The following is a 12,428-nucleotide window of genomic DNA, read 5'->3' on the forward strand; positions in this document are numbered from 1 at the left end:
ATTTATGACTCCACACACCATACTCCGCAATCTCAACAGAGTTACTCAGCAGTTGCCAGTTCAGTACTACCGCGTGTACGACGCCGTGTGAGGCTGTTGTAAAGCATTACACCGATCGCCTTAATTAAATTGCCTTCTAATTCTTGGAACATCTTCATGTTCGTACCAAAGGCGGCGTTAGCTTCATCAACGATGCGATCGCATATAGCCTCGTCAAGGGGTAATTCATCCAAAACTTGACGATATTTGGCTTTGAATGCCTTCTCATCAGAAATCTCTGGAAACTCATAAAAGGCTGTTCCTTGCCCATCAGACAAATTCATCGCTGTTACAGCAATATTTTTGAGAATTTGTCCCCCGGATAAGTCACCCAAGTAACGAGTATATGAATGGGCGATTAACAGTTCTGGTTCTGTTTCAGATATTTCTCGGATGCGCTGTACATAAGCTTCACCTGTGGGAGATAGTTTGATTTGCTCTCTCCAGTTGGTACCAAAGTAATAACTCAGGTCTTGCTCTAAGGTATACTTGCGGTTTAACTGAGGAAAGTTAATTTGAGAAACTATTGGGTGCTGGCGATGCTTTTCCATTTCCTCTTCCATCGCTGAGTAGACGAAGTAGAAGTTAGCAACTAGTTTCCGGTAAGAGTTTTTCTCGACTACTCCTCTTAAAAAGCACTTGACAAAACCTACATTCTCTGCCATTGTGTGGGCTTTTTTAGTGCCTACACGTAATTTGGTTGCTAAATTGCTGCTCATGCTAAAATTCTCAACTTTAAAAAGTTAACTGCCGAAGTTTCGATTCACTAACGGCTAAAAAAGCCATTAAAACGTTACCTTAAAACTATTTGATGAGAATTTATATTAAAATTTTTTAAGCTGCAATGATTTTATAGGTATTTACACACCAACAAGCCTAAGGGAATAGAATTTTACATTTCGCTGTTTTGATTTTTTGTTGTTATTAGCTAAATTTTGCTTTCATCCTCAGCTTTCCTGAAAAACACCTGTAATGAAACAAGTGTAATATTTATTACAATTTATTCTTTGTGATTAACATTACAAAGTGTGAACTAATACAAATAATCAAGACTGAAGTTGAGGGCATAAAAAGAATAATTCGCTAAGATGTGGAGACTTTAATAATAATGTAAAAAGCAATGCTGACTTTATAAAATCTTGACAATTAAAGTCGGACAAATTCAGTATTATTACGTAAGAAAACCCTAATCTGGAATGAATTTCTCAAGAGAAAAAGCATCTCAAAATTGCTGGATAAAGTCTTAAGTGTTATTTTTCAGTGTGATTGTGTGGAGTGTTTAAACAATATGGTTTCATCTATAACTCGGACATCGGGCATTGCTGGGGGTTCTGCTTCCGAAGTTGAGGGATTGGGCAAAGGGATTGAGAGCAGTTTTGCACTGAATTTAATCCCATTACCAGTAAATCCCTTATTTGGCACAGATGGGATTCGCGGACGAGTGGGAGAATTACTGAGTGCGCCCCTAGCATTACAAGTTGGCTTTTGGACAGGGATTGTTTTACGTAACCATGCTACTGAAGTAGGGCCAGTCATTCTCGGACAGGACTCTAGAAACTCCAGCGATATGCTGGCAATGGCGTTAAGTGCAGGGTTAACAGCAGCAGGATTAGAGGTGTGGTATTTGGGATTATGTCCCACTCCTGGCGTTGCCTATCTCACCAGCATTAGTGAAGCCATCGGCGGAGTGATGATTTCTGCCAGCCACAATCCCCCAGAAGACAATGGTATTAAGATTTTTAGTGCCGATGGTGGGAAGTTACCGCAAATATTGCAGGCAGAAATAGAAGCCGGACTGCGTGGTAAAATATCACCTATTGCTATCAGTAATTGCGGTCGGCATTACTCACGTTTGGAGTTAGTGGGGGATTATAGCTCGGCGTTGAAAAAACCCTTGAATAGTAGCCTAAATCTTCAAGGAATGAAGATTGTTTTAGACTTGGCGTGGGGTGCAGCAGTTGGATTAGCACCATCAGTATTTAGAGAAATGGGGGCAGAGGTGATCTGCTTGCATAACGAACCAGATGGCGATCGCATTAATGTTAATTGCGGTTCCACTTATTTAGATATTCTGGCAGCAACAGTACAAGAACACAACGCCGACATCGGCTTTGCCTTCGATGGCGATGCCGATCGCGTCTTAGGAGTAGACAATACCGGACGGCAAGTTAACGGCGATTACATTCTGTATCTCTGGGGACGCCACTTAAAACAAAAGCAACAACTCCCAGACAACCTGATTGTATCTACAGTGATGGCTAACTTAGGCTTTGAGAAAGCTTGGCAGCGACAGGGTGGTAACTTCATTCGTACCGCAGTCGGGGACCAATACGTGCAAGCCGAAATGTTGCGGACTGGGGCAATGCTAGGCGGCGAACAATCAGGTCATATTCTTTGCCGTCATTATGCTGTGACTGGAGATGGCTTGTTAACAGCATTACATATAGCAGCTTTGGTGAAAGAGGCGGGTGTTTCCCTGAGCGAATTAGTAGATCAAAGCTTCCAGACCTATCCGCAATTGTTGCGGAACGTGCGAGTTATCGATCGCGATCGCCGTTTGGGATGGCAAGATTGCCAACCTCTGCAACAAGCGATCGCTCTTGCTGAAGTTGAAATGGGTGATTCCGGCAGAATTTTGGTTCGCGCCTCTGGCACAGAACCAGTGATCAGAGTTATGGTAGAAGCTGCAAATGCCGACCTTGCCAACTACTGGACAAATCAATTAGTTTCCCAAGTCCAGCAACATTTGATGGACTAAATTAGCTATTATCAAGCACCAATTTTTCGTCATAGCTTCTGCAAATTAATCAGCCTTGGTTATCTTTAGAAGCTGTGAAATTTGTGTTTGCAATAAGTAAGTGGGTCAAATTAAATATAAAACCTCACCCTGCCTCCGGCTTCCCTCTACTTAGTAAGGAAAGGGATTGAGGGTGAGGCTTGATCTTATGTTTAGTTACGCCTACCTACTTATCTGGCTAATTTATATTTTGGAAACAGGAGAAAATCTTTTTGATAATTCCAAAAGATTAAGATTTAGCATTTTTAATTGCAAATTATTAAATCAATCAGTTAGAGATGAATTTGGATTGTACTAGTTACAGCAATCCAAAGAAATTTGTCAACTATAATAGATTCTCTGAGGCTGATAGGCTACAGCACCACCATGCCAAAATTCAAGTCAAAATCTCAGCAATCTAAAAACTCGAAAAAGCAGGCTATAAAGGAAACTTCAACCCTTAGCCTCAAAGAACAGTCAGCCCAAAAGCGCAAAGCAGCCCAAGCACGTAAAGAACTCATTAGCTTACTCACCACCGCCACCTTTGGCGGTGTCTTCGTTGGCATTCTGCTCTTTTTCCTAGCTGGAATTAAAGCAGCAGTCCCTGGTGTCTTGGGGATAATCATCATGTCCGTTTCCTACAAATATCCGCGCCAAGCGCTATATGCCTTCATCATTTACGTACCTATTGGGGGTACTATCACCTACTACTTAGGCAATAGTCCCATACTCCAATTAGCTAAAGATGCATTTTACGTTCCAGCGCTAATTGGACTTTGGCAGACTTGCCGGAAACAGGGGCTACCCCTAATTATTCCCCAAGGCATTAAAATCCCACTTTATATTGTTTTCGGTTGCAGTCTGCTAACGCTGTTGTTTATCAATGGTGGACAGCAGTTTAACCCGCCTATTTCGGGACTATTGGAAAAAGCATCCCCAGAAATACCATTAGGTATAGGAATTCTCGGACTAAAAGTATTTTTAGGCTATGTCCCCCTGATTGGTTGTGCTTACTATTTAATTCGGGATAAACGGGATTTTCTATTTTTATCACGCCTCCAGATTGCTCTCATACTAATTTGCTGTGTGCTGGGATTTATTCAATACTTCTTACTAATAACGGGTGTATGTCAAGGCACCAGAGGTCTTGAAGGAGATGCCTTATTTAGAGCAACAGTCGAAGCCAGATGTTATTTTGGTGGAGCGCTAGTATATAGTCCCGATGAAGGGGTTATTCGCCTACCAGGGACATTTGTAGCTCCTTGGCAGTGGGCATGGTTCTTAATTTCTGGTACCTTTTTTACCTTTGCCACCGGCTTCACCGATCCCTCCCCAATATGGCGGCTAGTCGGTTTAGGTTCTTTAGTGACAGTCTTTCTTAATGCTGTCATCTCTGGACAGAGAATCGCCTTAGCTTTAGTACCAATCTGCTTCGGGATTTTGCTATTGCTCACCGGACAAATTGGCAACCTGAAACGATTTATCCCCATAGGCGTGGGACTTGCCTTGATTGTGGGAATTGCGATCGTGACTAACCCTGTTCTAGTGCAAGAGAGAACCGAGAGTTTTACCGGTCGCTGGGACGCTTCACCACCTCAAGATTTTATCATCCAGCAATTTGAAGAGAATTGGAAAAACGTAGACGGCCCCCTGGGAAGTGGCTTAGGTCGAGCAACCAACTCTGCCCGTGTAATGGGTAAAACTAAGCTTGTAGAAACCTACTACCCCAAACTACTTTATGAAGTTGGAATTATTGGAGTACTGGCGTTTCTGGCTTTGGTAACAAGTTTAACAATTCTTGGCTTTAAAACCTATCGCTCCATAAAGAACCGTAATTTCCGCAGTTACGGAGCAGCTTTGTGGGTGTTTATATTGTTTATTAGCTACAACACTTACTACTATCCTCTGGATGTTGATCCAGTTGCTGTCTATTATTGGTTTTTTGCGGGAGTTCTTTTTAAATTGCCAGAAGTCGATAAACAAGAGAGAAAAGATGCTGAATCTCAGCCAAAAATTCCAAATAAACGATTCAAAACACAATTTTAAGTAGGAGCAAAATGGTGAAAGTTATTATAGGTGGTCAACAACATCTCAGCGTTCCTAATCTTCCTCGTAATTCTCAACATACTCTCATTCGTTCTAAAACTTTTCCCGCAGGTAAATATCCTATAGAAAAAGTTTGGTATCCTTTAGGAAGCTTCATGCCTTGGCAACCTGTATCGGGCGGATACCAGGTAATTCATACTTTTAATAGAATTATCTGTACTAATAAACCTTGGTTTGTCACTTTTGAAGATCATCGATTTTTGTATAGAGACCCGCAAACTAAACTAGAAGAAGTCACTTATAAATTTCTCAATAATCGTTTGGCATTAGAAAACTGCAAAAGAATTATTGCCATATCTGATTATGCTAGATTGCGATTCATGAACTGGGTACAAGAATGGGATGTAGCATCAAAAATAATCGGTAAAGTAGATGTTATACATCCAAATTTTGCTGTGAGGGTTAATCAGCATAAGTCTTATCAAAATAAGGAAAATCTTCAACTTATTTTTATCGGCAACCACATTGCCAGAAAAGGCGGAGTTGTGGCTTTAAGACTAGCCAAGAAAGCTGCCAAGTTGGGTTTGCCTATTACTATACATATAGTATCTGAACTATGGTGTGGTTTTGGCGTACCTACTGATTTTCCTGATGCTAATAGATATGCAGAAGATTTAAAGTTACTCGATTTAAATAATGTCGTTTTCCATAACATAATTCCTAATGCAAAAGTTCTCGAATTACTATCGCAAAGTCATTTTCAACTTATGCCATCATTAATGGATACCTATGGTTATAGCATTATTGAAGGTTTCTCTGTTGGGACTCCGGCAATTACAACCAATGTATGTGCTTTGTCAGAAATTGTTCGTCATGGTGAAAATGGATATGTTTTAGAATTACCACTGGACAAACTCAGACATTGGCGTAATTGGCTAAATGGTGAACAAACTAAAACTGAAGAATATTGGGAAATTGTCAATCATGCCTACGATGATTTAGCAGAGAAGGCATTACAACAAGTACAAGAATTTTTAGATAGAAGTGATAAACAGGAACATTACGAGTCTCTCAGTGCTAGAGCTTTAGCACAAGTGATCAATGTCCACGACGCTGAAAAACAAAATGAGTTATTCGATAATCTCTACGCAGCAGCGGCAAGGTTATACTGAAGGTTAGAAGGTATTCGTAGATATTGGACATAGTGAAAATACTCCAGTACCCTATCGGTGGACAGAATCTTCCTTGTGTATTAAGCTTAACTAAGGGTTGCTAAATCCTCTTAGTGGCTAAGTCTAGTTATCAGTAAGTATTAGCGAATAATCAGCATCTAAAGATCGAATTACTGGATATCAAGCTGAATATAAACTCCGAAATATCAGATATATGAATACTCACAGTCGAACACGCCAAACTAGATTTAATTGGATTGCTCAGACAAAAGTATTAGCAATTGTCATATTTCATTTTTTTCAAAATTCTCCGGCGCGATCGCAACTAATTTCAATTTTAGATAGCAATGGAGCAAAGCTCGGATATGCTACTGTAGATATCTTCTTTTTAATGGCTGGTTTGAACACAAGTTATGCTCTCATCTCTAAGTTACAAAAAAACCAGATAGAGGAGATTAAAATTAACTGGAAATCATGGCTAATTAAACGTTTATATAGAATATATCCTGCTTATATACTAGTACCGCTTCGCGTAATTCGTAATTCGTAATTACGTTTTAGCAAGGGTTTCAGAGATTACAAATGGGTGGCTTATTTACGCCGTGCTGTACTAGCTATTATATTAACTTGCTTACTTTATTTTTCTTGCAAGATAATTTTATAGAAATTTATTTCAGTTCTGTCTAGGACTTTATTGGGGAATTATCTATGCCACGAAAATTCCAATTACCTTTAGATAAAGTAGTAGAAAAAATTATGACTAATTACCCTTTAATTTCTGTAGTTATACCAACCTATGGGCGAGAGGAAGCGCTACGCGATAGCATTGTGGATGTCCTAAAACAGGACTATCAAAATTTTGAAGTTTTAGTTGTAGACCAAACCGCAAAACACCAACCAGAAATTCAAGCCTACCTAGAGGAGATGGCGGAGGCAGGTAAAATTAAATGGTTGCGCTTAGATTGGGCAAGTTTGCCAGGGGCGCGGAATTATGCTGTCCGGCGGTCTTCTGGTGAAATAATATTATTTATTGATGATGATGTTCAATTAACTTCAGGATTGTTAGCAGCCCATGTGAAAAATTATTTGCAAAATCCAGAGGTAGGGGTTGTAGCCGGACGGGTATTTGACAGAATGAAATTGGGTGATTCTGGAGGAGATTTAGAAATTGAATATCTACCTCCCCAAGCTATGGACCCAGGAATTGCTTGGTATCATATTGATTTAGTACATACGATTAAACCCCAGCAAGTGCTGACAGCAAGGGGTTGCAATATGTCTTTTAGGCGCGAAATTTTTACTAAGTACGGGCTGAGATTTGATGAAAGGTTTGGTGGTAGTGCAGTGCGGGAAGAGTCAGACTTTTGTTTGCGGGTGCGCCAGACGGGATATAAGATTTGGTACGATCCAGAAGCCCATTTGGTGCATTTAGGCGAAGAAACAGGGGGTTGTCATGATATTAGTATGCGATCGCTCAAATATCAACTTACCTTCTACCACAACCATTTCTTGCTGGGACTGAAAAACCTCACTCCGACTCAAGCTTTACGCCTATTCGCCCGTTTATTTGACTGTCACGTACTGGGACGCCCACCTTGTCATAAAAGCGGTTCCCCCATCAAAATTGTTACTCGCGCTATTTTCTACATTTTGGGTTTTTTCAAAGCCTTGGGTACTGTCATCCAATCAATATGGAACGACGGTCAAATTTATAGTCGATTGGATGAACAAGTTTAGTTAGGAGTTTGGAGTTAGGGGAGACGCGATTAATCGCGTCTGTACAGGAGTTAGGAGAGACGCGATTAATCGCGTCTGTACAGGAGTTAGGAGTTAGTGAATAATCAAAGGATAACTAACAATGAAAATTTTAGTTGCTAGTCATACTTATATCGTAGACTTGAACTGTGAAAAATTACGCGCTTTATCTCAACTAGAACCCAACATTGAAGTGACAGTTGTAGTCCCAAAGCGCTGGAAACCAGGTGGTGTGCAAAACAGAATTATTGAAACTGAATACCGCGATGAAGGCAGATTTAGAATAGTTCCTATTTCTAATTTTAGTCAAAATCATCAGGGACTCCTTACCTTTGGTGCTGATTTGATATCTTTTTTAAAACAGTTTCGTCCCCAAATTATTCAGGTAGAACAAGGGTCTAGAGCATTGGCTTATACTCAAATGATTGTCTTAAATAAACTCTTAGGACTCAAGGCAAAAAACGTATTTTTTACTTGGTGGAATCTTCCATACCAACTAAAACCACCAGTTTCTTTGTTAGAAAAATATAACCTCAACCATAGCCACGGCATCATTTGTGGCAATCAGGATGGAGCAGAAGTTTTGCGACAAAGGGGATATCAAGGGTCAATTAAAGTCATGCCACAACTGGGCATAGATGAAAGTCTATTTACTCCCAAAGCCCAACCCGAATTAGCAACTAAATTGGGTATTGAAAAAACCGATTTTGTGGTAGGCTTTGTAGGGCGTTTTGTACAAGAAAAGGGTTTATTAACACTTTTACAAGCCTTAATCACTTTGAAAAACAAACCTTGGAAATTACTCCTGCTGGGACGGGGAGAGTTGCAAAGTGAATTAATCAAAATAGCGACGGAAAATAATATTAAAGAACGGTTAATTTTGCTAGAAAGTGTCCCTCATGATCAGGTGACAAACTATATCAATTTAATGAGTACTTTAATACTGCCTTCAGAAACAACTTACAAGTTTAAAACTTTAACTTCTGTTGGCTGGAAAGAACAATTTGGTCATGTGCTAATTGAGGCGATGGCTTGCCAAGTACCTGTAATTGGTTCTGATTCTGGGGAAATTCCCTATGTAATTGCCGATGCTGGTTTAGTATTTCCTGAAGGTGATGCTCAAGCCCTTGCTAATTGCTTAGTTCAGTTAATGGATAAACCCTATTTTGCTCACAGTCTGGGTGAAATGGGTTATCAAAAAGCAATGATAAAATATACAAATAAAGCTTTAGCTAAACAGCAATTAGAGTTTTATCAAGATTTAGTTAGTAGTCATTAGTCATTGGTCATTAGTAGACCTCTTGCATAAATCACAAATAAGAACCCCACCCCGCCAAAGCTACGCTTTGTCTCCCCTCCCCGCTTGCGGGGAAGAGATTAAGGGGAGCCAGTGGGGTCTTCTCCCTTCGCGTAGCGTCTCGCAGAGAAGGGGAGACGCTAAAAGCGATAGCGTTCGCGCAGCGTCTCGTAGAGAAGCGGTAGCGAGTTCATCGAGCGTCTAGGGTCTCCCCAAGTGGAGCATCTGGCGGGTGGGGTGTTAGGGGCTTTCACAAGATATCTAGTGAATAAAAAATGACAAAGAACAAATGACAAAAAAATGAAAATATTACAAATTGTCCCCTCAATTTCTTTGATTTACGGCGGTCCCAGTCAAATGATACTAGGGCTAGCTCCAGCATTGGTAAAAGAGGGAGTAGAAGTTACAATTCTCACAACTGATAGTAATGGCGATAATGGTCAAACACCTCTGGATGTTCCTTTAAATCGCCCAATTAAACAAGATGGCTATGAAATAATTTACTTTCGTTGCGCCCCGTTTCGTCGCTACAAATTTTCTCTAGATTTATTAAACTGGCTAAAACTTCATGCTCATGAGTTTGACATAGCACATATTCATGCTCTATTCTCCCCAATAATTAGTGCTGCTGCTATTGTGTGTCGTCAGCAAAAGCTACCTTATATTTTCCGTCCTTTGGGTACTCTTGATCCGGCTGATTTACGCAAGAAAAAGCAATTAAAACTGCTTTATGTCGCAATTATAGAACGTCAAAATTTAGCTGGTGCGGCGGCTATTCATTTTACCAGTGATCAAGAAGCTAAAATATCAGAACGATTTGGAGTATCTACTCCAGATTTGGTGATTCCCTTGGGTGTAATCCCCCCTAAATCGTCTCTTAAAAATATATCTGATCAGTTGTTAAAAATACCAAAGGATGTAGCGTTAGTGCTGTTTATGTCACGAATTGACCCAAAAAAAGGGTTGAATTTGTTGATTCCAGCGCTAGAAAAGCTATTCGCGGTTGGTTATAAGTTTCATTTTGTCTTAGCTGGGACAAATCCCCAAGATCCAGATTACGAACAAAAGATAATATCCCAAATTGAAAATTCCCCACTGCGATCGCACACTACAATTACTGGCTTTGTAACTGGTGAACTAAAAGTTAGTTTACTACAAGCTGCTGATTTATTTGTCTTGCCTTCCTACTACGAAAATTTTGGGATTGCTGTCGCTGAAGCGATGGTAGCAGGAACACCCGTAGTCATTTCTGACCAAGTGCATATTTGTCAACAGATACGTGATAGTGAGTCGGGTTGGGTGGGCGCAACAGATGTCGAAGTACTGGTAGGGTTACTAGAAGAAGCTTTGCAAAATCCCGCAGAACGCCAACGACGTGGATTAAATGCCCAAAAATATGCCTTGGAAAATTTTAGCTGGGATGCGATCGCTCGTCAAACAATCCAAGCCTACCAGGAAATTCTGACGAACAAATTAATTTAATCCAACGCAGACAACAGCAGTTTTTCCCCTATCTCTCAGCCAGAAAGAAAACTATGGAATCCAGACGCATTATCAAGATTAGACAAGGAAAAAAATGAATATATTTCTTTAGTAATTTAGAATACCTACTAGACTCGTTTGAAATATTAATTTTGTAAAATAAAAATGAGAAAACATACTAATATATAGCATATATGTGTCTTTTAGTCAATAATTTTTACCTTCCTCTTATTTCATATCCGAGAGTGGTGACAACCTCAAATTTTGTTTTAAACCGCTAAACTCCGATGGGAAAATGGGGGTTTTATGTCATGATGGCATACTAGAATATATATGCTTTTCTAACTACAGGGAATATCAATATGACTCTCCGTCTAGGTGACACAGTACCCAACTTTACGCAAGCCTCAACACACGGCGACATCGATTTTTACGAATGGGCAGGTGACAGCTGGGTTGTGCTGTTCTCTCACCCTGCTGATTTTACACCTGTTTGCACAACAGAACTTGGCACAGTTGCCAAGTTAAAACCAGAATTTGACAAGCGCAATGTCAAAGCGATCGCACTTAGTGTTGATAACGTTGAATCCCACAAAGGCTGGGTGGGAGACATCGAAGAAACTCAAAGCACCACCCTTAACTACCCAATCTTGGCAGATGCCGATCGCAAGGTTTCTGATCTTTACGACATGATCCATCCGAATGCTAATGCGGCTGTGACAGTGCGATCGGTTTTCGTGATTGACCCCAACAAGAAACTCCGTCTCACTTTCACCTACCCTCCCAGCACGGGACGCAACTTTGATGAACTTTTGCGGGTAATTGATTCTCTGCAATTGACTGATAATTACAGTGTGGCCACACCAGCTAACTGGAAAGATGGCGAGGATGTTGTAATTGTCCCCTCACTGAAAGATCCAGAAGTACTCAAACAGAAATTCCCCAAAGGTTACGAGGAAGTCAAACCCTATCTGCGGCTAACTCCTCAGCCTAACAAGTAAATCTGAAAATGATTTCGGATAAAAAACAAAGGCGAGGCAGCGCGGTCTTGGGGGTTTCCCCCATGAGCGACTGCCGTCGCCAAGATATAACTTTGGGTCTTTGTTTTTTGCGTGAGAATATAGTTAGTGGGCTAGTACAGCACGGCGTAAATAAGCCACCCATTTGTAATCTCTGAAACCCTTGCTAAAACCTAATTACGAATTACGAATTACGAATTACGAATTACGCGAAGCGGTACTAGGCATCCGAACCTGGAGGAAATCGCTATGTTTTCATCCCCTTTAGTTTTGCAAATTCCGTCATCAATGCAAATGACAGACGAACAATTTTTTGAGTTCTGTCAGGTGAATCGTGACTTACGCATTGAGCGAAATAAATTTGGAGAATTGGTAATTATGCCCCCTACTGGTTCAGAGACAGGAAACCGAGAAGTTAATATCTCAGGACAGCTATGGGTGTGGTCAGAACAAGATGGTACAGGTATAACTTTTAGCTCTAGTACCGGATTTAAGTTATCAACAGCTGCAGAACGTTCGCCTGACTCTTCCTGGATTAAACTAGAACGGTGGAATGCTCTCTCAGCAGAACAGCAGCAAAAGTTTGCTCCTATTTGTCCAGATTTTGTAGTCGAACTCAAATCTTCTAGCGACAACCTCCAGACTTTGAAGGAAAAAATGGAGGAATATATGAACGAGCCAGGAATACAGTTAGGCTGGTTGATTGACCGTAAGCAGCGTAAAGTTTATATTTATCGTCCTGGATTACCAGAGGAATGTTTAGATAATCCTGCAACAGTTAGGGGCGAGTTGGTATTGCCTGGGTTTATTCTGAATATGAGTAAAGTTTGGTAGAGAAAGTT

General features: G+C 40.5%; 10 protein-coding genes. 9 read left to right on the top strand and 1 reads right to left on the bottom strand.

Going from position 1 to position 12,428, the window contains the following annotated elements:
• Positions 1-41: 41 nt before the first annotated feature.
• Positions 42-758, bottom strand: coding sequence for a biliverdin-producing heme oxygenase (locus ACYTXL_RS28015; protein WP_461927503.1), 717 nt, complete (start codon positions 756-758; stop codon positions 42-44).
• Positions 759-1,327: 569 nt separating this feature from the next.
• Here ACYTXL_RS28015 and glmM point away from each other — a divergent pair.
• The 9 genes from glmM to ACYTXL_RS28060 all read left to right on the top strand — a co-directional run bounded on the left by glmM (position 1,328) and on the right by ACYTXL_RS28060 (position 12,420).
• Positions 1,328-2,797 carry a phosphoglucosamine mutase gene (glmM, locus tag ACYTXL_RS28020; RefSeq protein WP_461927504.1) on the top strand — a complete coding sequence of 490 codons (1,470 nt, stop codon included), beginning with the start codon at positions 1,328-1,330 and terminating at the stop codon, positions 2,795-2,797.
• A 405-nt stretch (positions 2,798-3,202) separates the two neighbouring features.
• Positions 3,203-4,861 carry a hormogonium polysaccharide biosynthesis protein HpsL gene (gene hpsL / locus ACYTXL_RS28025; RefSeq protein ID WP_461927526.1) on the top strand — a complete coding sequence of 553 codons (1,659 nt, stop codon included), beginning with the start codon at positions 3,203-3,205 and terminating at the stop codon, positions 4,859-4,861.
• An 11-nt stretch (positions 4,862-4,872) separates the two neighbouring features.
• Entirely contained in the window at positions 4,873-6,033 is a 1,161-nt protein-coding gene (locus ACYTXL_RS28030) for a glycosyltransferase family 4 protein (protein WP_461927505.1), read from the top strand.
• A 214-nt stretch (positions 6,034-6,247) separates the two neighbouring features.
• A complete protein-coding gene (locus ACYTXL_RS28035) occupies positions 6,248-6,583 on the top strand; it encodes a hypothetical protein (RefSeq protein ID WP_461927506.1) in 336 nt (111 codons plus the stop codon).
• A gap of 206 nt (positions 6,584-6,789) precedes the next feature.
• Positions 6,790-7,770: a hormogonium polysaccharide biosynthesis glycosyltransferase HpsN gene (hpsN, locus tag ACYTXL_RS28040; protein ID WP_461927527.1), complete on the top strand. Its 981-nt coding sequence runs from the start codon at positions 6,790-6,792 to the stop codon at positions 7,768-7,770.
• Between the two features lie 121 nt (positions 7,771-7,891).
• Complete coding sequence (hpsO, locus tag ACYTXL_RS28045) at positions 7,892-9,067, top strand: hormogonium polysaccharide biosynthesis glycosyltransferase HpsO (protein ID WP_461927507.1); 1,176 nt, start codon at positions 7,892-7,894, stop codon at positions 9,065-9,067.
• A gap of 318 nt (positions 9,068-9,385) precedes the next feature.
• On the top strand, positions 9,386-10,567 hold the full coding sequence (gene hpsP / locus ACYTXL_RS28050) for a hormogonium polysaccharide biosynthesis glycosyltransferase HpsP (RefSeq protein ID WP_461927508.1): 1,182 nt from the start codon (positions 9,386-9,388) through the stop codon (positions 10,565-10,567).
• 362 nt (positions 10,568-10,929) lie between these two features.
• A complete protein-coding gene (locus ACYTXL_RS28055; protein WP_461927509.1) occupies positions 10,930-11,568 on the top strand; it encodes a peroxiredoxin in 639 nt (212 codons plus the stop codon).
• A 267-nt stretch (positions 11,569-11,835) separates the two neighbouring features.
• Positions 11,836-12,420 carry a Uma2 family endonuclease gene (locus tag ACYTXL_RS28060; protein ID WP_461927510.1) on the top strand — a complete coding sequence of 195 codons (585 nt, stop codon included), beginning with the start codon at positions 11,836-11,838 and terminating at the stop codon, positions 12,418-12,420.
• Positions 12,421-12,428: the final 8 nt, after the last annotated feature.

It is taken from the genome of Nostoc sp., assembly GCF_054880495.1.

Bases quoted from the DNA above. Each gene is read 5' to 3' on its own strand.
- ACYTXL_RS28030 (WP_461927505.1), top strand. From the start codon at position 4,873: ATGGTGAAAGTTATTATAGGTGGTCAACAACATCTCAGCGTTCCTAAT.
- hpsN (WP_461927527.1), top strand. From the start codon at position 6,790: ATGACTAATTACCCTTTAATTTCTGTAGTTATACCAACCTATGGGCGA.
- hpsL (WP_461927526.1), top strand. From the start codon at position 3,203: ATGCCAAAATTCAAGTCAAAATCTCAGCAATCTAAAAACTCGAAAAAG.
- ACYTXL_RS28015 (WP_461927503.1), bottom strand. From the start codon at position 758: ATGAGCAGCAATTTAGCAACCAAATTACGTGTAGGCACTAAAAAAGCC.
- ACYTXL_RS28055 (WP_461927509.1), top strand. From the start codon at position 10,930: ATGACTCTCCGTCTAGGTGACACAGTACCCAACTTTACGCAAGCCTCA.
- glmM (WP_461927504.1), top strand. From the start codon at position 1,328: ATGGTTTCATCTATAACTCGGACATCGGGCATTGCTGGGGGTTCTGCT.
- hpsP (WP_461927508.1), top strand. From the start codon at position 9,386: ATGAAAATATTACAAATTGTCCCCTCAATTTCTTTGATTTACGGCGGT.
- ACYTXL_RS28035 (WP_461927506.1), top strand. From the start codon at position 6,248: ATGAATACTCACAGTCGAACACGCCAAACTAGATTTAATTGGATTGCT.
- hpsO (WP_461927507.1), top strand. From the start codon at position 7,892: ATGAAAATTTTAGTTGCTAGTCATACTTATATCGTAGACTTGAACTGT.
- ACYTXL_RS28060 (WP_461927510.1), top strand. From the start codon at position 11,836: ATGTTTTCATCCCCTTTAGTTTTGCAAATTCCGTCATCAATGCAAATG.